We start from the raw sequence: 23961 nt of genomic DNA on the forward strand, positions 1-23961 counted from the left end.
CGTATTGCCGCTGTGCGGCGCAGATGCGGTATGTCGCATTGTTTTTGCAGCAGACCGGCGTGGTCTTGTATGGTGTTGCGCAGCCAGTCTGCAGTGATTTATTGATGTATAGGCTGAATGCTTAACAAGTTCAGCGATCAGCGAAGGTGGCGCTCTGCCAGATCGTATAAACGACGCCAGAAAAAGCGGTTCAGCAGCATCACAAAAATACACATCATGCCGATGCCCAGCGCGATACGCTGAAAGTCACCGGCTTCAGTCATTTGTTTGATATAGCTGCCAAGGCCATCCGCCACCAGCGTTGTTTTACCCCAGGTCACATATTCCGCGACGATGCTGGCATTCCATGAACCGCCGCTGGCAGTAATCGCGCCGGTAATGTAGCTCGGAAAAATCGCCGGCAGATAAACACGCTTCCATTTCAGCCAGCCTTTCAGCCCCAGATTGTCTGCCGCCAGCCGCAATTCATTCGGAATGGTCGCCGCACCCGCCACCACGTTAAACAGGATGTACCACTGCGTACCGAATACCATCAGCGGACTGAGCCAGATATTCGGCGACAAATCCAGCGTTACCATTACCAGCACCACGCCGGGGAATAAAAAGTTGACCGGAAACGCCGCCAGAAACTGCGCCACCGCCTGCACTTTTTGCGAATACGCGGGCCGCAAACCTATCCACACCGCCACCGGCACCCACACCAGCGAAGCAATCGCAATCAGCACCATCACCCGCACCAGCGTAATGCTGCCCAGTACCGCCACATGCCCGACTTCTGCCCAGCCGACTTCGCTGTGAATAAAAAAAGTTAAACGGATAAAACCAGCCAGTATCATCAGCCCGATCAGCACTTCAATCCAGAAACCGGAGATTTGCCAGCGCGCCCAGAATGCAGGCTTGTTGCTGCGCTGACTGACCGGCGGCAGCACAAACCAGCTCAGGCTGCGGCCCAGCCAGCGCCAGAAACGGTTGCCCGCGCGGCGGAACCAGTGGCTGTTGCGCATCCAGTCCAGCAACCACGATTTCTGCGCGGTTTCGCTCTGGGTTTCTTCAAAACGGAATTTATCGGCCCACGCCAGCAAAGGCCGGAAGAACAGCTGGTCGTACAGCAGAATGCCGCTCAGCATCGCAAAAATCGCCCACAGAATCGCGGAAATCTGGCGCTGTTCAATCGCCACCGCAATATACGAACCGATACCGGGCAGTTTAATATCCTGTCCCGCCACCGAAATCGCTTCAGCAGCCACCAGAAAAAACCAGCCGCCGGACATCGACATCATCATATTCCACAGCAAACCGGGCATCGCAAACGGCAACTCCAGCCGCCAGAAGCGCTGCCACGCCGACAAGCGGAACACCCGCGCCGCTTCCTGTAATTCCGACGGCACGGTGCGTATCGACTGATACACAGAAAATGCCATATTCCAGGCTTGCGACGTAAAAATCGCAAACACGGCGGCACATTCCACACCAAGCAGATTGCCGGGGAACAAGGCAATAAACGGCGCAATTGCAATCGCCTGAAAACCGAGAATCGGCACCGATTGCAAAATATCCAGTAAAGGAATCATGATGCGTTCCGCCAGCCGGAAACGCGCAGCAATCGCTGCAAACACCAGACTGAACACCAGCGACAAAAACAGTGCAGTGAACATGCGCAATATCGTGCGCAGCAGGTAATACGGCAGCACCGCAGGGTCCAGCGACACCGCCAGCGTCTCGCCCACCGCAAACGGCCGGCTCATTTGCATCGCCGCATACGCAAACAGACTGAGCACCGCCAGCACCACCGGCAGCAAAGCCCAGTCCCAGCGATTCGGTTTAGCGGCGACAGAAGTCGCAGACGACGGATTTTGAAAAACAGAAAACACAAACACTCCTTACCGCCACGCACGGACGGAATCACCTCTCAGCGGAGGAACACAGGAAAAACGTGATTTGTGAGCAGAAGATAAGGAAAACTGCTCTTGCTTACGGCAAGAAGCAGCGACAGTGCTGACAGCTTGCCTTTATTGACGATACGGTCGGGGGCAACTGTGACTGTCCATGGAAATGTCCTTAAAACATAGAGACCAAAACTGTAACATGCATTCCGCATCGCAGCCAAGATGCTGCGCCGCAAAAATTTGCTTCGCTTTGTATCAGAATCATCGGTTACGGCATCAAACCCCGCATATTGCACCGCGAAAACAGCAGTAACTTCACACAACACCAAGCCGCCTGAGCGAACCGTTCCAGCTTGCGCTGGCATACATTCATACGCAGAACAGACAGGAAACCTTGTGCAATTATCGTCATCCGGCCAATTCGAAAGCCCAGACTTTCTGCCGACGACAGCGGGGTTGCTATGCCGGAATCCGCATTTTGGGTGAAAAACGCGGAAATCCGGGAGTCAAAATGTGATTCACCCGCAGCTTGGGTTTCTTAAATCTACGTCTATCTGCGTGTTGCCCAACTGTCTTATTCCGTTGGCTGGGCCATTTTTACCGTAACCGTGTCCAGAATTCGGCGGACCGTAATTGTTTGAGAGAAGTGTGCGCGGAGACTGGCTCTCATCGTACAGCTTGATTGCCAGTAAGCTGTGAACTTTATTTTTCACTGCAAATTTCTTATTTATTTCTGAACTCGCCGGTTCTACGAGTACGCTCAGAACACGATTATCGACAGAAAAAGACTGCAAACCCGCACCCAACTTCCATTTCTTAATTTCTTTGCCTTTAGAACTGACAATAATTTCCTGAAACTGCCTATCTACAGTGCAAGTTGCATGAGCCGGGGCATTAAAAAACACCGCAAAAAGCACAATAAGAAAGATTTTCATTGTCAGACTCCTGTCGTCAATCACTCGCTGCATTCAGCATCCGATATGCTGTTACACCTGCTTGAACTAATACACCTAATTCCATACTAATTACCCTCAGCGGAACATATCTTTTCGGGCACTCATCATCGTTCTGTCTCTCAGAGCACAACGCTCCCGCATAAATCCGACCATGCATCGCCAGCATTTCGTTGCAAACCGATATATGCGAAGGAAAGTACCGATACGGCAAATTGGCTCACAGAGATCGTGCGCTGGAATGTCTGATTATTTTATTATCACCCATTTGGCGTATATATTGTGCAACTATCGTCATCCGGCAAACACGAAAGCCCGGACTTTCTGCCGACGACAGCGGGGTTGGTATGCCGGAATCCGCATTTGAGGCATTTTCGGGCAGTTTGAGCTGATTTTTGCCGGCTTTGAGAAACTGCAGACCAAAGCAAAAACACCGGCGTCTGGATTCAGAGGCCGGTGCTTTTTGTGTGCCAGTCGGGCTGGCAAAGCAAGCGGTGGTCAGCGTTTGACGGCGGTACTCAGGACTTCGATTAAGTCTTCGCGGGCGTTTTGTTTTGCCAGATCCATGGCGGTCTGGCCTTTCTGGTTGCGCAGCGCGGCATCTGCGCCCTGCTCCAGCAATAATTCGACCACAGCTCTTTTGCCGAACAGCACGGCCATCATCAGCGGTGTGAGGCCGTTTGGCGCTTCTGCGTCGATATAGGCGTGATTTTCCAGCAGATAGGCGACGACTTCGGTGTTGCCGCTGGCGGCGCCGTAATGCAGCGCTGTCCAGCCTGGCTGATTCACTTCTGCTTCGGCTTCAACCAGTATCTTCACGGCTGGCAAAGAGCCGCCGAACGCGGCCAGCATCAGCGCGGTGTCGCCGTTACTGGCGCGGGCTTCTTTATCCGTTTTCGGGTGTCTGGCCAGATAGCTGAGTGCCTTCAGCGATTTTTCGCGGGCGGCGATCATCAGCAGGGTTTCACCACGGGCTTTTTCGCGGGTATTCACGTCAAAACCCGCTTTCAGCATGGTTTCTATCGTACCCGGATCATTGAAGCGCACCGCGAACAGTAAATCATCGACGGTCTCCTGCGCCATGGCAGCCACGGCAAACAGGGACAGCACACAACTCAGCAACAGGCGGCGCAGGCTCAGCATGGTTTATCCCGGAATCTGAAACAGACGGAAGAAGTTGTCGGTAGTGGCGCGTTGTACTTCGGTGCTGGGCACGCCTTTCAGGTCAGCGATGAAATCGCCGACATGTTTGACGAACGCCGGTTCATTGGTTTTGCCACGGAAAGGAACCGGTGCCAGATACGGCGAATCGGTTTCGATCAACATACGGTCCAGCGGTACGGCGCGCGCTACTTCCTGCAAATCCTTTGCGCTTTTAAAGGTGACGATGCCGGAGAAGGAAATATAAAAGCCCATTTCCATTGCTGCCAGCGCCACTTCCATCGATTCGGTAAAGCAGTGCATTACACCTGCCACGCCGCCATCCTGCACTGCAGCGCCCTCTTCTTTCAAAATCCGCAGCGTATCTTCGGATGCAGAGCGGGTATGAATAATCAGTGGTTTGCGGCTCAGGCGGGAAGCGCGGATATGCTGGCGAAAGCGTTCGCGCTGCCATTCCAGATCGCCGGTTAAGCGGAAATAATCAAGGCCGGTTTCTCCGATCGCGACGATTTTCGGGTGTTTGGCGGTCTCGGCCAGCATTTCTGCGCTGGGTTCCGGCGTATCTTCATAATCCGGATGCACACCAACCGAAGCGTAAATGTTGTCATGCGCTTCTGCCAGTGCCAGCACCTGCGGGAAATCCGGCAGATTCACCGACACGCAGAGTGCGTGACTGACCTGATTTTGCTGCATTTTTTCCAGCATTTCAGGAAGGCGGGCCGCCAGTTCAGGGAAATTAATATGGCAATGGGAATCGATATACATGACAGACAACAAAAAAAGAAATTCCGGTACGAAGACCGGAATCATACTTGAAATACGGAACGGGCGAAAAACGCCGAAGAAAACCGGCGTCGACACAAACAATGTGCTGCAATCAGCGTGACTGTGCGATCACTTTCATCACGGCTTCAGCAGTGACATTGGCGCTGTCGCGCAACAGGCTCGCGTGCATCGCACTGAAACGCTCGGTCAGATGAGCGCGGTTAGCATCATCGGTGAGTTGCGTCCACAGTGCATCTGCCAGCGCCTGCGGCGTCGCAGCGGATTGCAGTAATTCCGGCACGATAAAGCGTTGTTCCAGAATATTCGGCAAGCCCACCCACGGCTGATAACCCATATGACGCAGAATCTGCCATGAGGCTTCCATCATCTTATAGGCAATGACCATCGGCTTTTTGTACAGCGCCACTTCCAGCGTGGCTGTACCGGACGCCACCATTACAGCGTCAGCTGCGGCGATGCAAGTGTGCGATTTGCCATCGGTCACAATCAGTGGCACGTCGTCGAGTTTGTTTTCGACCAGCAGGCGGATAAAGTATTCGCGCTGTTTTTGCCCTGCCATCGGTACCAGAATCTGCAGATTCGGTTCGCGCTGCATCAGCAAACGGGCTGCGCCGATAAAAGCGGTGGTGTTGTATTTAATTTCCGACATGCGGCTGCCAGGCAGCATCGCAATCACCGGAAAACGCGGATCCAGCCCCAGCTCCTGACGTGCTCCCTGCACGTCGACTTGTTCAGGAATCACCTGAGCCAGCGGATGACCGACATAGGTGGCCGGAATACCGGCTTGCTGATAAATCGCTTCCTCAAAAGGAAACACCACCAGCATATGGGATACGGCTTTTTTAATCTTTTTGATGCGTCCGCCACGCCAGGCCCAGATCGACGGGCTGATGTAATGCATGGTCGGAATACCGGCTTCGCGCAAATCGGTTTCCAGCCCCAGATTGAAATCCGGCGCATCAACACCGATAAACACATCCGGACGCTCTGCCAGCAGACGTTCGCGTAACTGATTGCGGATACCGCTGATTTCGCGGTAATGCGCCAGCACTTCAAACAAGCCGCGTACCGATAGTTTTTCCATCGGCCAGTCGTTCACGAAGCCGTATTCGGCCATACGCGGACCACCGATGCCATGCATCAAAGAGTCCGGCAAGCGCGGACGCAGGCCGGACAATAAACGGGCAGCAAGCATGTCGCCGGAGGTTTCACCGGCCACCATGCTGATGACCGGATGCTGACGGGATGCGCTCATTTCAGCGAACGATGCCGCGTTGCGACAGATCGAGGAAGCTGCGCATGCGCTGTACGGAATCGGCAGCATCAGCCGGTAATTCAGCGATTTGCTGCTCCAGCGCGGCTTTCGCCTCGTCCAGAGTCAGCCCGGATTTGTACAATGCTTTGTACGCATGACGAATTGCATGAATCTGATCGCGGCTGAAGCCACGACGTTTTAAACCTTCGAGATTCGCACCGTGTGCTTCGGCAGGATTGCCGGATACCAGCACATACGGTGGCACGTCCTGCGTCAGGCTGGTGTTCATGCCGACGAAGGCATGTTCACCAATCCGGCAGAACTGATGGACTGCGGAAAAACCGCTCATAATCACCCAGTCACCAACGTGCACATGGCCCGCCAGTGCGGCGTTATTCGAAAATACGGTATGACTGCCCACTACACAATCATGTGCGATATGCACGTAGGCCAGAAACCAGTTATCGCTGCCTACGCGAGTGACACCCATATTCTGAGCAGTACCGCAATTAAAAGTGCAAAATTCACGCACGAGATTGCGATCGCCAATCTCTAAGGATGAATCCTCACCAGCATATTTCTTATCCTGTGGCGGACCGCCAATCGATGAGAATGCATGAAAATTGTTCTCTTTACCGATCGTGGTGTGTCCGCTGATCACAACATGCGGACCTACTTTCGTACCGGCGCCGATGCTGACATCGGGGCCGATAATCGCATACGGCCCGACTTCGACAGTCGAATCCAGTTGTGCTTTAGGATCAATGATGGCGGTGGAGTGGATCAGCATTATTTCTCCGCTAATTCGTCAGTGGTGCGCATCGTACACATCAGTTCACCTTCGACAACCAGCTGGCCGTCAACGGTACCTTTTGCCGCATATTTCCAGATGCCGCGTGCAACTTTAATGATTTCCACATCCATTTTCAGCTGGTCGCCGGGACCTACCGGACGTTTGAAACGTGCGCCGTCAATGCCGAGGAAAAACACCACTGTTTTTTCATCCGGCTTCACATCCATAGTCAGGAAAGACAAAATCGCCGCGGTTTGCGCCAGCGCTTCAATCATCATCACACCAGGCATAACTGGCTTGTTCGGGAAATGACCGTTAAAGAATTCTTCGTTAACGGTCACGTTTTTGATCGCAGTAATACGCTTACCGCTTTCCCAGTCGAGCACGCGGTCAACCAGCAAAAACGGGTAACGGTGCGGCAGATATTCTTTAATCTGGGTAATGTCGAGGGACTTCGTCGTCATAAGTTGCTATTCCTTGTTTTTCGTTATTTTTTCCAGCTGGCGCAGTTTTTCACGCATGGTTCCAAGATTACGCACGATGGCGGCGGTCTTTTCCCAGTCTGCATTTTTTGCCAGCGGGTAAAATCCGGTGTACTGGCCGGGCTCAGAGATGGACCTCGATACCAGACTGCCGGATGAAATATGTACATTGTCGGCAATGGTCAGATGTCCGAGGATCATTGCTGCACCACCGAATGTACAGTGTTTGCCGATTTTTGCACTACCGGCAACACCTACACAGCCTGCCATCGCTGTATGCGCTCCTATATGGCAGTTGTGACCTATCTGAATCTGATTATCAAGTTTGACACCATCTTCAATGACTGTATCAGCCAGCGCGCCGCGATCGATACTGGTATTCGCGCCGATTTCGACATCGTTACCGATCACAACACGGCCTGTTTGGGGAATTTTGACCCAGCTGCCTTTATCATTCGCGAAACCAAAACCATCCGCACCGATCACAGCGCCGGAATGGATTATGCAGCGGTCACCGATGACACAGTCTTCATATACGGATACGTTGGGATAAATACGGCTGCCGGCACCGATACTGACGCCACGCGCCAGCACCACACCCGGTTCAATCAGCGTATGTTCGCCAATGACAACTTCTTCGCCGATGACGGCATTTGCACCGATAGTCGCTGTCGCGGCAATCACGGCCGTTGCAGCTACTGATGCATCCGGATGCACACCTGCCACCGGAGCCGGTGTATTCAGCGTAACGAACCACTGTGCAACCCTCGCAAAGCAGACATACGGGTTAGGTACAATCAGGCAAACGCCCTGAAAATCAGCACCAATTTGCGCGTAATCTGCTTCAGTCAGCATCAGTGCAGCCGCTTGCGATGCAGCGGCAACATGCCGGAGTTTGGAATTAGAAAGAAAGGTAATGTGACCGGAGCCAGCTTCGCTGACCGGTGCAATACCCGAGACTGCAATGTCCGGCGAGCCGGTCAGCCGCCCTCCCAGGCGATCTGCCAGCTCACCCAGACGAATACTCGTCGTGGTCATAAATTATTTTGTGAGTGCTTTGAGAACTTTGTCGGTAATGTCAACGCGGGCGTTGTAGTACACCGCATCCTGCACCACGATGTCATATTTTTCCTGCTCAGCAATCTGACGAATCGTTTTACGCGCTTTTTCGATAAATGCATCCACTTCTTCGTTACGGCGCAGGTTGAAATCTTCGTTGTAGATACGCTGTTTGCGTTTGAAGTCCTGATCAAGATCAGTCAGCTCACGCTGGCGGCGCAGACGCTCTGCATCAGACAACGAGGCTGACTCGCGATCCAGTCTGTCCGCCAGTGTTTTGATTTTCACCGATATGTCCTGCAGTTCTTTTTTTTGCTTCGCGAATTCACTGTCAATCTTCGCTTCGGCTACCTTCAGCGCCCCGGACTCCTTCATGACACGGTCAGAGTTGAAGAAAGCAACGCGAATGTCCTGAGCGCTTGCAAAACCAGCACTGGATAAACCGCCTACGCAAAATACGACATTACGGATAAATCTGGATACGTTCATAGCCTGACTCAATCAAAATACAGTCAAATACATCTTCACCGCTAACCGGATCAGAAACCGGTACCCATCTGGAACTGGAAGCCTTGTTTCTTATCATCCGGTTTCGCATTCAATGCTTTACCAAAACTCAGCTTCAGCGGACCGACAGGAGAAATCCAACTGATACCGATACCGGCACCAAAACGGAAGTCCTGCGTACGCATTCTCTGACCTTCATCAAACACCTGGCCACCATCAAGGAAAGCGAACCAGCGCAACGACTTGTCAGCGCCCGGGAACGGGATCTGTAATTCTACATTACCGATAATCCGTTTAGCACCCCCTTGCGACTCGCCGAACGCATCTTTCGTGCCGAGAGAGCCTGGTTCATAGCCGCGTACAGATCCGATACCACCGGCATAGAAGTTTTTAAACACCGGATATTTCTGACCTGACAGACCGTGACCGTAGTCAAACTCACCATTCAGCGCCAGAACCACAGAACGGTAAATCGGCTGATACAACTGTGCCTGATAAATTGCGCGGTAATAACGCGAGTTACCTGCCGCAGCCAGTTCCAGATTGGCGCGTTGAAAACGGCCAATGGTCGGTGTCATGACGCTATCGCGGCTGTCACGTTGCCACGCCACGGTCAGCGGGAAGGAATTGGTGGTTGCCTCGCCAAGACCGTAAGTATCCGAAATCGGATTAGTGTCAATACCAACACCATTTGTTGCTACAAAATTACGATAAGAACGCGGACTGATACCAGTTGTAAATACGTGGGTACGCTCAACACCAAGGCCAAAGAAAACCGTATCAACCTCAGAGAAAGGGACGCCAAAGCGCAGATTGCCACCCATAGACTGCACTTTATAGTCCTGGGAATAACCGGCGAATGGCCGCTGTGTACGGAAGAAACCATCAACACTGCGGCTGACACCGTCATCCGTAAAGTAAGGATCGGTATGCGCAAGAACAATGGTCCGGTTCTGACGGCTGGTGTTCAGCTCCAGCGCCATCGTGTCACCACTACCGAACGCATTTGCCTGAGAAATCGAACCTGAAAGTGTCAGACGCTCCGCACTGGAATAACCTGCACCGAACATCAGACTGCCTGTCGGTTTTTCTTTCACAGACAGGTTGATATCCACCTGATCAGCACTGGTCGCGACTTCCGGTGTTTCCAGCTTAACGTCTTCGAAGAAACCTAAGCGTTCAACACGGTCTTTCGACGCCTTAATTTTTTCACCGTCGTACCATGAACTTTCGAACTGACGGAATTCACGACGAATCACTTCATCACGTGAACGGGTATTACCAGCCAGATTGATACGACGCACATAAACACGCTTACCTGCATCGACCTGAATCGTGAATGATGCTTCGCGTGTTTCCTCGTTAATCTGAGGAACTGCGTTCACATTTGCAAACGCATAACCAAAATTACCCATACGCTCAGAAATGCGCTTTGTACTTTCTGTCAGACGCCCGGCATTGTAAGTATCACCTTTTTTCAGCAACATCAGCGAGGCAAGTTCGGCATCCCGTCCGAACAAATCGCCGTCCAGCTTGATCTCACCGATCTTGTATTTCTCACCTTCAGAAATATTTACGGCAATATAAATATTCTTCTTGTCCGGACTGATAGAAATCTGCGACGAAAGAATCTGCATCGTCAGATAGCCACGGTTCTGATAAAAAGAGCGAACGGACTCAAGATCGCCAGACAATTTCTGCTTGGAATACTGATCCGCTTTGGTGTACCACGAGAACCATGTTGATGTATTCAGCGCCATCAGATCGCGCAACTCGCCGTCCGAAAATGCTTTATTTCCGGTGATCTTAATTTCAGCAATACGGGCGATCTCACCCTCTTCTACTGCGAAAGTCACACGGACACGGTTACGCTCAAGCGGCGTAATCGTCGTCGTGATCTGCATGCCATACAAACCTTTGGAGAGATACTGACGTTTCAGCTCCTGCTCTGCACGTTCAACAGTCGCCTTATCCAGAATACGGGATTCGCCGATACCGATATCTTTCAGTGCCTTTACCAGCGCATCTTTTTCAAACTCTTTAGTGCCGGTAAATTCAACGCCGGCAATTGTAGGACGCTCTTCGAGAATGACAACGAGCACACCATCCTGCTCTTCAATCTGAATGTCTTTGAAGAAACCTGTTCCGTAAAGGGATTTAATCGCGGCAGTACTTTTCACATCATCAAAGACCTCGCCGACTTTCACAGGCAGGTAACTAAAGACTGTACCAGCCTCTGTACGCTGCAATCCTTCTACACGAATATCTTTGACGGTGAAAGGCTGAATCGCCCAGGCACTGCCAGAACATAATGCCAACGCAGCAAGAGAAAAGGCGTGACGGCGAAATTGAGACAAAGAGAAGTGCTCGTTAGATAATTTCATTGGTTGTATGGATCTTTGATTGAGCTTATTTTGCGATCTGAACGATTTTTTATCAGCCTGCTATTTTGACATATTGACGCGCAATGTCATTAAAAAATGCTAATGCCATTAACATCACCAGAAGTGCTATTCCAACCTGCTGCAGCCTTTGGGTTGTCAGGTCAGATAATGCCTTTCCGCGCAAAATTTCCAGCGAATAATACAACAAATACCCCCCGTCCAAAACCGGCACAGGTAGTAAATTCATGACGCCCAGGCCAATACTGATTGCCGCCAGGAGTGAAATGAAACTTTCAATGCCGACTTTTGCCGCTTTGCCGGCATATTCAGCAATCGTTACCGGGCCGGTGACATTCTTGATGGATGCTTCGCCCGTCACGATTTTCCAGAGTAACTTCAGATTTAAAATGCTGCCTTCCCAGGTCTTACTGACACCGCGCAGCAACGATTCAAAGGCACCAAAACGCACGATCGTCATTTCAGGCGGCTCAAGCGCAACATGCAGTTTGCCAACCAGTTTACCGTTTCGCTCTTCTTCAGCAGGCGTTGCCGGAAGCACCAGCGCCTGACCATTACGCAAAACACCGATTTCCAGTTTTTGACCCGCCGAGCGACCGATCAGATCCACAAACACTGTCACATCCGGCACAGCCTTGCCATCAATAAACTGAATACGATCACCTGCGAGAAAACCGCTCTTGGCAGCCGGGCCATCGGGCATCACTTCATGAATGACGGCGGCAGGCTTCGCCAGTGTCATTCCTGTTGCCTGAGAAAAATCCTTTTCAAGATCTTCCAGCTTGAATGCACCTGCAGGAATGGATGCGCTACGGCGCACCTGCAATTCACTTTCGACTTCGAAGTCGATAGCGCGACGCTCTAACGCAGCATTCACAATTGCATCAGCTAACTGAGACCAGCCATGTAATTCATGCCCGTCAACGTTGCGGATAATATCGCCGGTTTTAAAACCCGCTGCAGCAGCGACACCTGTTTCCGAGGTCAGCGCGATTCTTGGAACAGGCTCGGTTATGCCGCTAAAAAACAAACCTGTAAACAGCAGTATTGCGAGTAAAAAATTAGCGGCAGGCCCGGCAGCAACGATCAGCATCCGCTTCCAGACTGACTGACGGGTGAATTCCCGGCTTAAGTCGTGTCCGGAAAGTTCTTCAGCGCTCATCGAACGGCCATCAAGCATAGAAACATAACCACCGATAGGCAGCATCGAAATCGCCCACTCCGTCTGATCCTTACCGAACTTCCTTGACCAGAGAACTTTACCCATTCCGAGCGAGAAACGAATCATTTTCACGCCACACCAGCGTGCCGCAAGATAATGGCCGAGCTCGTGGATGGCGACGAGAATACTGATTGCAATCAGAAAGTGAAATACGCTGTACAAAAACATATCAGCTAATCCGGCTCACAGTAAATTCACGGGCGCGGCGATCCGCATCAAGAACGCTTTCAAGCGTATCTGCAGAACCGGATTCCACTTTTTCTAATGCACTGGCGATCAGTCTGTCTATGTCGCGGAAACCGATTTTGCGTTGCAAGAATGCTTCTACCGCGACTTCATTAGCGGCGTTCAGAATCGCTGGCGCTGTGCCGCCTGTCCGGAGTGCCGCGTATGCGAGATCAAGACAGGGAAATCTGGTGAAATCTGCTTCATGAAATTGCAACTGACCTACTTTGATCAAATCCAGCGGAGCAACGCCGGAAGCGATCCGCTCAGGATAACCAAGTCCATATGCAATGGGCGTTCTCATGTCCGGATTACCCAATTGAGCAAGGACAGAACCATCTGAGTAAGACACCATAGAGTGAATCACGCTTTGCGGATGAATAACGACTTCGATCTGATCAGCAGGTGCACCGAACAACCAGTGCGCCTCAATCACTTCAAGGCCCTTGTTCATCATGGTAGCGGAATCAACAGAAATCTTTCTGCCCATGACCCAGTTCGGATGTGCAACGGCTTCTTCAGGCGTAACGGATTCCAGCGTAGACACGTCTCGCTTCAGAAATGGCCCGCCAGATGCTGTCAGCAAGACTTTTGTGACGCCAAAATCCGGATCATACGCACGCTTCTCTGCTGGCAAACACTGAAATACGGCATTATGTTCACTGTCGATAGGCAACAACGCAGACCCGCTTGCCGCGATCGTATCCATAAAAATCTGGCCCGACATGACCAGTGCTTCTTTATTGGCAAGCAAAACTTTCTTACCCGCTTTTGCTGCAGCCAGCGTCGGCTTCAGCCCGGCCGCGCCGACAATCGCTGCCATCACAATCTGACATCCAGCGTCTGACGCAACCTCAGAAAGTGCTGATTCGCCATGCAATACATTTGTACCAGTCAACCCGGTCATTTCCAGTCGCTGCCTCAGCTGTCCAGCAGCCTCAGGACTCCCCAGCACGGCAAATTGCGGTTTGAACTGCAAACACTGTTCAAATAATTTATCCACCTGCTTGTGCGCAGTCAGTGCAAACACAGCATATTTTTCCGGATGACGTCCGATCACATCCAGCGTGGAAACACCAATTGAACCGGTAGAGCCAAGTATCGTTACGTTCTGCATTTCAGATTTCTTCACAACAAATCAATTAACATTGCCAAAGGGAGAACAGGCACCAATGCATCTACACGATCAAGCACACCGCCATGCCCCGGTAACAGCTGACTACTGTCTTTCATTCCGGCATGGCGCTTCAACATCGATTCAAACAAATCGCCAGTGATGCTAGTCGCAACCAGTAAAACCAGTAAAGCAACAGTCACCCACCAACCAAACCGCGCTACCAAATGGACCGTGAAACTATCCGCCAGCACCGGAATATGCACTGAAGCAGAAGCAATTAACAGCACGGCGATACCGCCACCGATTGCACCTTCCCAAGATTTGCCTGGGGAAATTGTCGGCGCGAGCTTACGTTTCCCAAAAGCTTTTCCTGAAAAATAAGCCCCGATATCTGCAATCCAGACCAGCGCCATCACCGACAAAAGGTATATCGCAGAGTGCCGGAAATAGAACATGGCGATTGCCATGAAACAGGTAAATACCGTCAGCGTGTACATCGTTGAAATTGCGCTGTGCGCATAGCTTCCCTGCTCGGGCATCCCTTTTTTCAGCAGCGGAAGAATGCGTACAACCCAGAATGCAGCACTCATCGCAAACAGAATCTGCGGCACCTTATTCGTTGCATCCCCCATAAATGCCTGAAAATTCCAGGCCAGGTACGCCATCAGCCCACCCCAGCAAACACCAACCGGAAGTGCGAATCGCTTCTTAAAGAGTCGCTGAGTCTCCCATATGGCTGCGCCAAAAAAAACGGAAATAACAGCTGTGAAAAGAATCTGGTTACCCAGAAACAAAGTCGGCAATAACAATGCCAGCAGCGCGATTGCTGTAATTACGCGAGGTATGAGCATGAGTAAGCTGAAAAGTACAAAATAAAAACGAGCCGCAAAACAGTTCCGCTTTGTCAGGAATTGCTTCGAGCTCGTTAGTGATTCAAACTGCAGTCGTGATCAGACCGTCATCACGTCTTTTTCTTTTTCTGCAAGAACTTTATCGATTTCAGCGACGTATTTATCAGTCAGCTTTTGCACATCATCCTGCGCACGACGCTCATCATCTTCGGAGCACGCTTTATCTTTGAGCAGCTTTTTCAAGCCTTCATTCGCGTCACGACGAATATTACGGATCGCAATTTTCGCGCCTTCGCCCTCAGACTTAACCAGTTTCACCAGCTCTTTACGACGCTCTTCAGTCAGTGCCGGTGTAGGAACGCGGATCATATCGCCCTGAGAAGACGGGTTCAGGCCCAGATCAGAATCACGAATCGCTTTTTCGATTGCGGACAGCATCTTCTTTTCCCATGGCTGCACACCGATAGTACGGGCATCAATCAGCGTCAGATTGGCAACCTGACCGATTGCAGTCGGACTACCGTAGTAATCTACCATGACGTGATCGAGAATACCTGTATGAGCACGACCGGTTCGCACTTTTGCGAGGTCTGCCTTCAGGGTCTCAATCGACTTCTGCATCTTCTGTTCACTGCTTTTCTTAATATCTGCAACGGTCATACCGCCCTCCATCCATCTGCCACCGTAAAACGGTGGCAATTATTACTATGAACTAACAAACATTCAATTATACGTGCACAAGTGTGCCTTCGTCTTCACCCAGAATCAGGTTTTTCAGCGCACCCGGTTTAACGATAGAGAAAACTTTAATCGGCAGCTTCTGGTCACGGCACAATGCAAACGCGGTTGCATCCATTACCTGCAAGTGACGGGAAATCGCTTCATCGAATGAAATTGTAGAGAAACGTGTTGCCGTCGGATCCTTTTTAGGATCTGCGGTATAAACGCCGTCAACCTTTGTTGCCTTCAGAACGATTTCCGCACCGATTTCAGATCCGCGCAATGCCGCTGCTGTATCAGTCGTGAAGAACGGATTACCAGTACCTGCCGCGAACACAACAACCTTTCCTTCTTCCAGGTATTGCAGTGCTTTAGGGCGCACATATGGCTCTACAACCTGATCGATAGCGATTGCAGACATGACGCGCGCTGTAATACCAACCTGACGCATAGCATCCGCCAACGCCAGAGAGTTCATCACGGTTGCCAGCATACCCATGTAATCAGCGGTTGCACGATCCATACCCTGCGCACCCGGCGCTACGCCACGGAAAATATTGCCGCCGCCAATGACAATGGCCAGTTCAACACCCATACGGGATACTTCTGCCACATCGGCAACCATACGTTCGATCGTGGCGCGGTTGATGCCAAAAGGGTCGTCGCCCATCAGCGCTTCACCAGAAAGTTTTAAGAGTACACGCTTATAAGCTGGTTTCGTCATCACAGACTCCTTCTGGAAATTAGTTGATTGAAATGATTTGGAATACTGACTGCCTGACAAACTGCAATCCGAATCATCCTGCAAAGCAGGCTTACCCTTAAAAAAACGGGCCTTTGGGGCCCGTTTTTTATTCGCCTTAGTTAGCTTGTTTTGCTGCAGCAACCTGTGCCGCAACTTCAGCTGCGAAGTCATCAACTTTCTTCTCGATGCCTTCACCAACCACAAACATTACGAAAGACTTAACGCTGGAATCAGCCGCTTTGAGCATTTGCTCAACAGTTTGCTTGTCGTTTTTAACGAAAGACTGATTCAGCAGAGAAACTTCTTTCAGATATTTCTGAACGGAGCCTTCAACCATTTTCGCAACGATGTCTGCTGGCTTACCGGATTCAGCTGCTTTCTGCTCTGCAACAGAGCGCTCTTTATCGATCAGATCTGCAGGAACGTCTGCGCCGGAAACAGCAACAGGTTTCATCGCAGCAATGTGCATCGCCAGATCTTTACCAACTTGCTCATCAGCACCGTCAAACTCAACCATTACACCGATACGGGAACCGTGCAGGTAAGAAGCCAGTTTAGCAGTTGTTTCAAAACGTTTGAAACGACGGATAGACATGTTTTCACCGATTTTACCAACCAGTGCTGCACGTACTTCGTCAACAGTTTTGCCATCCAGTGGCAGTGCATTCAGGGCTGCTACGTCTGCAGGATTGTGTTCTGCAATCAGTTTAGCGCAAGTGTTTGCCAGAGCGATGAAGTCGTCGTTTTTAGTAACGAAGTCGGTTTCGCAGTTTACTTCGATCAATGCACCAACGTTACCGGAGACATAAGCTGCAACAACGCCTTCTGCAGTAATACGGGAAGCTGCTTTAGAAGCTTTGCTACCCAGTTTTACACGCAGAATTTCTTCTGCACGATCCATGTTGCCTTCTGCTTCTGTCAGCGCTTTTTTACATTCCATCATCGGCGCATCAGTTTTTGCGCGCAGTTCCGCTACCATCGCTGCTGTAATTGCTGCCATGTTTTTCTCCTAATCTAGTGACACAAACCGTGCCAGAATCAAATTTTGGTTAAAAAAAGGGGCGACCTTAAGTAGCCCCGATTTTTATCCGGCTGACGCCGGACGGATTACAAAAACAATTATGCCTGTTCTACTTCAACGAATTCTTCTGCGTCTGGTTTTACAGCTTCCAGAACTTCGTTAACTGCATTAGCGCGGCCTTCCAGAATCGCATCAGCAACACCACGTGCATACAGAGCGATTGCTTTAGAAGAGTCATCGTTACCAGGGATAACGTATGCAACACCTTCAGGAGAGTGGTTAGTATCAACCACGCCGATCACCGGGATGCCCAGTTTCGCTGCTTCAGTAACAGCACCTTTGTGGTAGCCAACGTCAACAACGAAAATCGCGTCAGGAATACCGCCCATATCCTTGATACCGCCGATGGATTTTTGCAGTTTTTCCATTTCACGCTGGAACATCAGCGCTTCTTTTTTGGACATTTTTTCAACTGTACCGTCTTCGATCGCAACTTCCATGTCTTTCAGGCGTTTGATAGAAGATTTAACAGTTTTGAAGTTAGTCAGCATACCGCCCAACCAGCGCTGATCAACGTAAGGCATGCCTGCACGCTGAGCTTCACCGGAAATGATGTCGCGGGATTGACGCTTAGTACCAACCAGCAGAACCGTGCCACGGTTTGCGGACAGCTGACGAATGAACTTCATCGCTTCCTGGTACATACCCAGAGTTTTTTCCAGGTTGATGATGTGAATCTTGTTGCGGTGACCGAAAATAAACGGAGCCATTTTCGGGTTCCAGAAACGGGTTTGGTGACCGAAGTGGACGCCTGCTTCCAGCATTTCACGCATTGTTACGGACATTTAATATCTCCAGGGTTAGGTCTTGAACCCGGTCAGTTATCCTGTGACGGACACCCTTTTTGACCAGATTCGATGATTAAACAGAAAATTTGTTTCGCGAGAATGACAATCACAATTCAAGCTAACCATCGATTCTACTACGAAAACAGGACAATACTCAAGCATTCCGATTGCCGCGCATAGGTGGTTCGCTGCGGCTCGTCTATAATGATGCTTTTGGAAAACTGCGCCGACCAGCGCGGATATTACGTTATCAGCATGGAATCAATCACTATTAAAACCGCCGAAGATATCGCAGGTATGCGTGTCGCCGGTCGCCTCGCTTCAGAAGTACTCGACTACATCACACCTTTTGTTAAACCCGGCATCACCACAGCAGAGCTCGACAAACTGTGCCACGACTACATGGTGAATGTTCAGGGCACCGTGCCTGCACCGCTGAATTACTGCCCACCGGGCTATACGCCATATCCGAAATCTGTCTGCACATCGGTAAATGATGTGATCTGCCACGGCATTCCGAATGACAAACCACTGAAAGACGGCGACGTTGTGAATATTGATGTCACTGTCATTAAAGACGGCTATCACGGCGACACCAGCCGGATGTTTCATGTCGGCAATACCTCGATTCTGGCAAAACGTCTTTCACAGATTACTTACGAATGCTTATGGATAGGCATCGCCAAAGTCAAACCCGGCGTCCATCTCGGCGATATCGGTTTTGCTATTCAGCAGCACGCTGAAAAAGCCGGCTACAGCGTCGTGCGTGAATTCTGCGGTCATGGCATCGGCAAAATTTTCCATGAGGCACCGCAAGTAATGCATTACGGCAAACCCGGAACCATGGAAAAACTCGAGGCCGGCATGATTTTTACCATCGAACCCATGATCAACGCCGGTAAGCGCGACATCAAAACCATGCCGGATGGCTGGACAGTGAAAACCAAAGACCGCAGTCTGTCGGCACAATGGGAACACACAATCGTTGTCACCGAAGATGGCTTCGAGGTGCTGACGATGTCAGATGGCTACCCTGCCCTGCCGGATTTCATCACACTGAAATAAGTTACGAAAGCGAACATGGTCAGCAATATTATTTTGTTACGAGACAATCTCCGGCGTACGCAACAGGAAGCGATTAGCGGATACACGCTACGATCGCGTCCGGACGCGCTATTGGAAAAGCTCTGCAAAAATGTTGACCAGACTTTGCAGCAAATCTGGAAGCAAAACGAAATCCCCGGCGACATTTCACTGATTGCCGTTGGCGGCTATGGCCGCGGCGAATTGTTTCCGCACTCTGATGTGGATGTACTGATTTTGCTGCCCGCAAGTCCGGACAAACTCACTGCCGGCAAGCTGGAAAATCTGATCCAGTCGCTGTGGGATATCGGACTGGATATCGGCCACAGCGTACGCACAGTTGATGAATGTCTGAATGAAGCGGCGTCAGACATCACGATTCAGACCAGTATGCTGGAAGCGCGCTATATCTGCGGCAGTCGTAAGCTGTTCCGCGAGTTACAGCAACGCTATGCTGATGCGATGAATCCGCAAAAGTTTTTTCAGGAAAAACTTCTGGAAATGCAGCAGCGGCACGTGAAATATGAAGACACGCCTTACAGTCTGGAGCCAAACTGCAAGGAAAGTCCCGGTGGATTACGGGATTTGCAAGTGATTTTGTGGGTTGCCAAAGCAGCCAATCTCGGTAACTCATGGCATGAACTGGCAGTTCGCGGCCTGATTACTGAAACCGAAGCCCGCCAGCTGAAACGGAATGAACGTGCTTTCAAAGATATCCGGATCAGGCTGCACAATCATACAAAGCGCCGTGAAGACAGACTGGTGTTCGATGTGCAGACACCGATCGCCGAATCACTTGGCTTCAAAACAACGGAGTCCCGCCGCTCCAGCGAATACCTGATGCAGCGTTATTACTGGGCAGCGAAGTCGGTTACGCAGTTGAATCAGATTCTTTTGCAGAATATTGAGGCGGTGCTATTTCCCAGAGACACCACTCCGCGTTCCATCCATCCGCATTTCAACGAGGTAAACGGCCTCATTGATATTGTGGAAGATGACACTTTTGAGCAGCATCCGGAAACCTTACTGGAAGTGTTTCTGGTGATGGCGCAGCACAGCGAACTGAAAGGCATGACAGCCCGCACACTCCGTGCTCTGTGGCATGCCCGCGAAAAAATTGATGCAGAATACCGCCACAATATTTTTCACCGCGCCCTGTTCCTGAAACTGATTCAGTCACCACGTGGCATTACCCATGCACTGCGTCGCATGAATCAAATGAGTATTCTCGGGCGCTACCTGCCAAACTTCCGCCGCATCGTCGGCCAAATGCAGCATGATTTATTTCATGCTTACACGGTGGATCAGCATATTCTGATGGTCGTGCGCAATTTGCGCCGCTTTACGCTGGCAGAGCATGCACATGAATATCCGTTCTGCAGCCAGCTGATGGCAGACTTTGATGAGCCCTGGGTTTTGTATATCGCCGCACTGTTCCACGATATTGCCAAAGGGCGTGGCGGCGACCACTCCGAGCTCGGCATGGCAGATGCACGTAAATTCTGTTACGACCACGGTCTGAATCGCCGCAATACAGAGCTGGTGATTTTCCTCGTGCAAAACCACCTGACGATGTCGCAAGTCGCCCAGAAACAGGATTTATCCGATCCGGATGTGATTCAGGCTTTTGCAGACCGCGTTAAAGATGAGCGCCATCTGACCGCATTGTATTTGCTGACCGTCTGCGATATTCGCGGAACCAGTCCGAAAGTCTGGAATGCGTGGAAAGGCAAACTGCTCGAAGACTTATACAAGATGACGCTGCGCGCACTGGGCGGCGAAATGCCGACCAAAGACCGCGAACTGCGTAACCGCCAGGAAGACGCGCTGAAAGCACTGCGTCTGGCCGGATTGCCGCACGATGCGCATCAGGAATTCTGGAAGCAGCTGGATGTTGCCTACTTCCTGCGGCACGACGCCAACGACATTGCGTGGCAAACCCGCGTATTGCACGACAAAACCCGTGCTGAAACGCCGGTTGTGAAATGCAGACTGGCACCAATCGGCGAAGGCCTGCAGGTCACCGTCTATTTACAGGATCAGCCGGATTTATTTGCCCGTATCTGCAATTACTTTGACGGTAAAAATTTCAGCATCCTTGATGCGAAAATTCATACCTGCAAAAACGGTTATGCGCTGGATAGTTTTCTGATTATCGAGCCGAATTTTGCGCAGCAGTACCGCGACATCATCACACTGATTGAGCATGAACTGAGTGATGCACTGACACGTCAGGCGCCGTTATCGGCACCGAATCCCGGCAGGCTGTCGCGCTTATCGCGCCACTTTCCGGTGGCACCGAGTGTCGATTTACGACCGGACGAACGCGGACGTTATTTCCTGCTCTCGATTACCGCAAATGACAGAAACGGCTTGCTGTATTCCGTTGCTAACTTGCTGGCGAAGTACAAGATTAACTTGCACACCGCAAAAGTCATGACACTGGGCGAACGGGTTGAAGACGTCTTCATCATCGATGGCCCTGCATTGAATGTCCCGAAAACACAAATTCAGTTTGAAACTGAATTACTTGAAGCACTTAAAATTAATTAAACAAATATGAATGAATTAGTCCGTCTCTCAAAACGCATGTCTGAACTGGGTTTAAGCTCACGTCGGGAAGCGGATGAGTGGATCGCAAAAGGCTGGGTAAAAGTCGATGGCAAGGTCGTTTCTGAACTTGGCAGCAAAGTATTACCAAGCCAGAAAATCACGATCGAAAAACAAGCCTCTGCCGAACAATCGCGTAAAGCCACCATTCTGATCAACAAACCGGTCGGTTATGTCAGTGGTCAGGCGGAAGATGGCTACCAGCCCGCAGTCGTGCTGATCAAGCCGGAAAACCGCTGGGAAGAAGATAAATCACCGATGAAATTTCATCGTGATCAGTTAAAAAGCCTGGTACCGGCCGGCCGTCTGGATATTGACTCGGTAGGTCTGCTGGTGCTGACCCAAGATGGCCGTGTTGCTAAAAAACTGATCGGCGAAACAACGGAGATCGAAAAAGAATATCTGGTTCGCGTACGCTACACCAAACCCGGTAAATTGCCGGACGCCGATTTGCAGCGCTTAAATCATGGCCTGATGATGGATGGCAAAAAACTGTTACCGGCAAAGGTGACCTGGCAAAACGATGATCAGTTACGCTTCATTCTGAAAGAAGGCAGAAAACGTCAGATTCGCCGCATGTGTGACATGGTCGGTTTGAAAGTCACCGGCCTGAAACGGGTCAGAATCGGTAATGTTCGTCTGGGTAATTTACCCGAAGGTCAATGGCGCTATCTGCGCGATGATGAGCAATTCTGACGCCCTCATTCGTGCAAATGCACACTAATATTGCCTGAATGGATTACGGGATCAGTCACAGCAATCTTCTCAGACAAAGCAATTTGCAAAAGCACTGTTTTTCCGGTCGGAAAGCAGTGCTTTTTATTTTGACCAGCACAAGAGTTGTGCAAATATCGTCATCAGACACTTCCCAGGGCCCGGACTTTCTGCCGACGACAGGCGAATTGCTATGCAAAAATCCGCATTTACGGGTTTTTCTGCCTGAAATAGCATCGGCCACGATCTGTCGCAGTAAGCCATCCCGTGAGTCCGTTTAAACATCCGGTAACGGCACTAATTGCAGCGACATCAGACCAGCTTTGCTTCCGACTTCTCACTGGCACCTTCCGTTGCTTAGCCAAGCACGCGAATTGGAATTATTGATGACTGTTTCCATTCTAAACAGGCCTGCATTTTAAAAACCCTGTCTTCTACTTCTGCTATCCATTAAGAAGGGGATGATTGCCCAAGGACTGTGACAAGCGGGTGAAGAGTTTTAGCTTTAGAGTAGCGTAGTAAATTCACGATTCAAGACCTGTTCCGCTCCTTTCCCTTTTGATTTCCAGCAAACGATCAACCGTCTGTTGAGCTTTTTCGCGGAGATCTACCTCGTTAAGATAAAAATCGGGATTCTCAGCCAATAACTGCGTATCTGTCGTAAAAGAATCCACATTACCAAAAAGTTCGTCTAACAATAAAAAGAAAGGTTCATCTAGATGTCTTTCTATCTTGAAACGATTTATAAAAGTCTCACTAAACACATCCACCGACATAGTCCCATTAAGAAACTGTTCGCATAACTGCTCATATTCAACTAAATACTTATTCATTAGCCGCCTCCTAACTTCCCAAGGCCGTAAGGCGTATCCTGCACCGCGTAGGACGCATTGCAATGCGCCAAACTTTATTAATTTACCTTTTTAACATCAAAATGCGGTGTTCAGCATAGCGATTGGCGGTCGTCGGCAGAAAGTCTCGGCTTGTGGGAAATTGAAATGACGATATTTGCACAGATGTCAGAACCGACCGCCGTTTTGCGTTTTTTAGCCGCGGCCCGGCATCATTCCCATTCGGCGCATTGCAATGCGCCTTACGAGGTAAGGGATACGCCTTAGCCTTTTTCTGACTACTGGCATCGCGCAGCCGTGAGCGACTTTGGAGCAAACTTTCGTGACTCTGTTTAGGTTCTTTGCTCATCGAAGTCGCAATGATTCAGCTTCGCGTAGCACTAGCTTGGCGCACTCCTTGCCCCGTGTGCCTAATCAGATTCTTTGCACGGCTTGCATGGAGTGTGACAAGCGGATTGATGGGGTTAAATTCAATCGTAAATGTGACGTATCAAAACGCAATCACGTACACTTTTTCATTCATAAATTTTTGCAGATCTATGCAATGACCCAGTGAATTCCTGCTCAGGTGATAATACGGAAAGGAAATCACATGAGCATGGTCATGGAAGAAGAAGTCAAGCGATGGACGGCGAAGCGCAAGGCAGCGCTGGTCACTGAAATCATTCAA

23 protein-coding genes are annotated in these 23961 nt (G+C 50.5%); 3 read left to right on the top strand and 20 right to left on the bottom strand.

The features are described from left to right. Positions 1-137: 137 nt before the first annotated feature. From KDM89_RS08010 to rpsB, 18 genes are all read right to left on the bottom strand, one after another. Complete coding sequence (locus KDM89_RS08010; RefSeq protein ID WP_212687449.1) at positions 138-1751, bottom strand: ABC transporter permease; 1614 nt, start codon at positions 1749-1751, stop codon at positions 138-140. Positions 1752-1909: 158 nt separating this feature from the next. Further along, a complete protein-coding gene (locus KDM89_RS08015; protein ID WP_212687414.1) occupies positions 1910-2251 on the bottom strand; it encodes a hypothetical protein in 342 nt (113 codons plus the stop codon). A 153-nt stretch (positions 2252-2404) separates the two neighbouring features. Further along, positions 2405-2821, bottom strand: coding sequence for a hypothetical protein (locus KDM89_RS08020; protein WP_212687415.1), 417 nt, complete (start codon positions 2819-2821; stop codon positions 2405-2407). Positions 2822-3337: 516 nt separating this feature from the next. Then, positions 3338-3982 carry an ankyrin repeat domain-containing protein gene (locus tag KDM89_RS08025; RefSeq protein ID WP_212687416.1) on the bottom strand — a complete coding sequence of 215 codons (645 nt, stop codon included), beginning with the start codon at positions 3980-3982 and terminating at the stop codon, positions 3338-3340. 3 nt (positions 3983-3985) lie between these two features. Beyond that, positions 3986-4765 carry a TatD family hydrolase gene (locus KDM89_RS08030; protein WP_212687450.1) on the bottom strand — a complete coding sequence of 260 codons (780 nt, stop codon included), beginning with the start codon at positions 4763-4765 and terminating at the stop codon, positions 3986-3988. Positions 4766-4877: 112 nt separating this feature from the next. Continuing rightward, on the bottom strand, positions 4878-6041 hold the full coding sequence (lpxB, locus tag KDM89_RS08035) for a lipid-A-disaccharide synthase (protein WP_212687417.1): 1164 nt from the start codon (positions 6039-6041) through the stop codon (positions 4878-4880). Between the two features lies 1 nt (position 6042). Beyond that, the gene (lpxA, locus tag KDM89_RS08040) at positions 6043-6834 is read right to left on the bottom strand and encodes an acyl-ACP--UDP-N-acetylglucosamine O-acyltransferase (RefSeq protein WP_212687451.1); all 792 of its coding nucleotides are present in this window, start codon (positions 6832-6834) and stop codon (positions 6043-6045) included. Then, positions 6831-7298, bottom strand: coding sequence for a 3-hydroxyacyl-ACP dehydratase FabZ (fabZ, locus tag KDM89_RS08045; RefSeq protein ID WP_189355097.1), 468 nt, complete (start codon positions 7296-7298; stop codon positions 6831-6833). The genes lpxA and fabZ overlap by 4 nt, the downstream gene beginning before the upstream one ends. A 6-nt stretch (positions 7299-7304) precedes the next feature. After that, positions 7305-8354: a UDP-3-O-(3-hydroxymyristoyl)glucosamine N-acyltransferase gene (gene lpxD, locus KDM89_RS08050; protein WP_212687418.1), complete on the bottom strand. Its 1050-nt coding sequence runs from the start codon at positions 8352-8354 to the stop codon at positions 7305-7307. A gap of 3 nt (positions 8355-8357) precedes the next feature. Beyond that, complete coding sequence (locus KDM89_RS08055; RefSeq protein ID WP_212687419.1) at positions 8358-8864, bottom strand: OmpH/Skp family outer membrane protein; 507 nt, start codon at positions 8862-8864, stop codon at positions 8358-8360. Between the two features lie 50 nt (positions 8865-8914). Beyond that, complete coding sequence (gene bamA / locus KDM89_RS08060) at positions 8915-11266, bottom strand: outer membrane protein assembly factor BamA (RefSeq protein WP_212687420.1); 2352 nt, start codon at positions 11264-11266, stop codon at positions 8915-8917. Positions 11267-11318: 52 nt separating this feature from the next. Beyond that, positions 11319-12674 (bottom strand): RIP metalloprotease RseP, encoded by a 1356-nt coding sequence (gene rseP, locus KDM89_RS08065; protein WP_212687421.1) that lies wholly within the window; start codon positions 12672-12674, stop codon positions 11319-11321. A 1-nt stretch (position 12675) separates the two neighbouring features. Further along, positions 12676-13848, bottom strand: a complete 1173-nt coding sequence (ispC, locus tag KDM89_RS08070) for a 1-deoxy-D-xylulose-5-phosphate reductoisomerase (protein WP_212687452.1) — start codon at positions 13846-13848, stop codon at positions 12676-12678. Positions 13849-13859: 11 nt separating this feature from the next. Then, on the bottom strand, positions 13860-14699 hold the full coding sequence (locus KDM89_RS08075) for a phosphatidate cytidylyltransferase (protein WP_212687422.1): 840 nt from the start codon (positions 14697-14699) through the stop codon (positions 13860-13862). Between the two features lie 99 nt (positions 14700-14798). Further along, positions 14799-15359, bottom strand: coding sequence for a ribosome recycling factor (gene frr, locus KDM89_RS08080; RefSeq protein ID WP_212687423.1), 561 nt, complete (start codon positions 15357-15359; stop codon positions 14799-14801). Positions 15360-15426: 67 nt separating this feature from the next. Next, complete coding sequence (gene pyrH, locus KDM89_RS08085) at positions 15427-16143, bottom strand: UMP kinase (RefSeq protein WP_212687424.1); 717 nt, start codon at positions 16141-16143, stop codon at positions 15427-15429. 136 nt (positions 16144-16279) lie between these two features. Next, the gene (gene tsf / locus KDM89_RS08090; protein WP_212687425.1) at positions 16280-17164 is read right to left on the bottom strand and encodes a translation elongation factor Ts; all 885 of its coding nucleotides are present in this window, start codon (positions 17162-17164) and stop codon (positions 16280-16282) included. Positions 17165-17283: 119 nt separating this feature from the next. Then, positions 17284-18030, bottom strand: a complete 747-nt coding sequence (gene rpsB / locus KDM89_RS08095) for a 30S ribosomal protein S2 (RefSeq protein WP_212687426.1) — start codon at positions 18028-18030, stop codon at positions 17284-17286. Positions 18031-18240: 210 nt separating this feature from the next. Between rpsB and map the strand changes: the two genes are divergently transcribed. From map to KDM89_RS08110, 3 genes are read left to right on the top strand one after another with little or no spacing between them, the layout of a single operon-like run. Then, on the top strand, positions 18241-19098 hold the full coding sequence (gene map / locus KDM89_RS08100; RefSeq protein WP_212687453.1) for a type I methionyl aminopeptidase: 858 nt from the start codon (positions 18241-18243) through the stop codon (positions 19096-19098). 15 nt (positions 19099-19113) lie between these two features. Further along, positions 19114-21669 carry a [protein-PII] uridylyltransferase gene (locus KDM89_RS08105; RefSeq protein ID WP_212687427.1) on the top strand — a complete coding sequence of 852 codons (2556 nt, stop codon included), beginning with the start codon at positions 19114-19116 and terminating at the stop codon, positions 21667-21669. Between the two features lie 6 nt (positions 21670-21675). Beyond that, entirely contained in the window at positions 21676-22422 is a 747-nt protein-coding gene (locus KDM89_RS08110) for a pseudouridine synthase (RefSeq protein ID WP_212687428.1), read from the top strand. A gap of 542 nt (positions 22423-22964) precedes the next feature. On the opposite strand, the gene KDM89_RS08115 is transcribed toward KDM89_RS08110, so the two are convergent. Both KDM89_RS08115 and KDM89_RS08120 read right to left on the bottom strand, forming a co-directional pair. Beyond that, positions 22965-23273, bottom strand: a complete 309-nt coding sequence (locus KDM89_RS08115; RefSeq protein WP_212687429.1) for a colicin immunity domain-containing protein — start codon at positions 23271-23273, stop codon at positions 22965-22967. Between the two features lie 508 nt (positions 23274-23781). Next, positions 23782-23961: hypothetical protein (locus KDM89_RS08120; protein WP_212687430.1), on the bottom strand; the 180-nt coding region annotated here is incomplete at its 5' end.

Source organism: Cognatundibacterium luofuense (genome assembly GCF_018139685.1).
Classification (GTDB): domain Bacteria; phylum Pseudomonadota; class Gammaproteobacteria; order Burkholderiales; family Burkholderiaceae_D; genus Undibacterium; species Undibacterium luofuense.

Coding starts and splice junctions, on each gene's coding strand:
- ispC (WP_212687452.1), bottom strand. CDS start 13,848: ATGCAGAACGTAACGATACTTGGCTCTACCGGTTCAATTGGTGTTTCC.
- bamA (WP_212687420.1), bottom strand. CDS start 11,266: ATGAAATTATCTAACGAGCACTTCTCTTTGTCTCAATTTCGCCGTCAC.
- KDM89_RS08105 (WP_212687427.1), top strand. CDS start 19,114: ATGGTCAGCAATATTATTTTGTTACGAGACAATCTCCGGCGTACGCAA.
- KDM89_RS08055 (WP_212687419.1), bottom strand. CDS start 8,864: ATGAACGTATCCAGATTTATCCGTAATGTCGTATTTTGCGTAGGCGGT.
- lpxD (WP_212687418.1), bottom strand. CDS start 8,354: ATGACCACGACGAGTATTCGTCTGGGTGAGCTGGCAGATCGCCTGGGA.
- KDM89_RS08115 (WP_212687429.1), bottom strand. CDS start 23,273: ATGAATAAGTATTTAGTTGAATATGAGCAGTTATGCGAACAGTTTCTT.
- frr (WP_212687423.1), bottom strand. CDS start 15,359: ATGACCGTTGCAGATATTAAGAAAAGCAGTGAACAGAAGATGCAGAAG.
- KDM89_RS08020 (WP_212687415.1), bottom strand. CDS start 2,821: ATGAAAATCTTTCTTATTGTGCTTTTTGCGGTGTTTTTTAATGCCCCG.
- KDM89_RS08025 (WP_212687416.1), bottom strand. CDS start 3,982: ATGCTGAGCCTGCGCCGCCTGTTGCTGAGTTGTGTGCTGTCCCTGTTT.
- map (WP_212687453.1), top strand. CDS start 18,241: ATGCTTTTGGAAAACTGCGCCGACCAGCGCGGATATTACGTTATCAGC.
- KDM89_RS08030 (WP_212687450.1), bottom strand. CDS start 4,765: ATGTATATCGATTCCCATTGCCATATTAATTTCCCTGAACTGGCGGCC.
- KDM89_RS08075 (WP_212687422.1), bottom strand. CDS start 14,699: ATGCTCATACCTCGCGTAATTACAGCAATCGCGCTGCTGGCATTGTTA.
- KDM89_RS08015 (WP_212687414.1), bottom strand. CDS start 2,251: ATGCCAGCGCAAGCTGGAACGGTTCGCTCAGGCGGCTTGGTGTTGTGT.
- KDM89_RS08110 (WP_212687428.1), top strand. CDS start 21,676: ATGAATGAATTAGTCCGTCTCTCAAAACGCATGTCTGAACTGGGTTTA.
- rpsB (WP_212687426.1), bottom strand. CDS start 18,030: ATGTCCGTAACAATGCGTGAAATGCTGGAAGCAGGCGTCCACTTCGGT.
- rseP (WP_212687421.1), bottom strand. CDS start 12,674: ATGTTTTTGTACAGCGTATTTCACTTTCTGATTGCAATCAGTATTCTC.
- tsf (WP_212687425.1), bottom strand. CDS start 17,164: ATGGCAGCAATTACAGCAGCGATGGTAGCGGAACTGCGCGCAAAAACT.
- fabZ (WP_189355097.1), bottom strand. CDS start 7,298: ATGACGACGAAGTCCCTCGACATTACCCAGATTAAAGAATATCTGCCG.
- KDM89_RS08010 (WP_212687449.1), bottom strand. CDS start 1,751: ATGCAAATGAGCCGGCCGTTTGCGGTGGGCGAGACGCTGGCGGTGTCG.
- lpxB (WP_212687417.1), bottom strand. CDS start 6,041: ATGAGCGCATCCCGTCAGCATCCGGTCATCAGCATGGTGGCCGGTGAA.
- pyrH (WP_212687424.1), bottom strand. CDS start 16,143: ATGACGAAACCAGCTTATAAGCGTGTACTCTTAAAACTTTCTGGTGAA.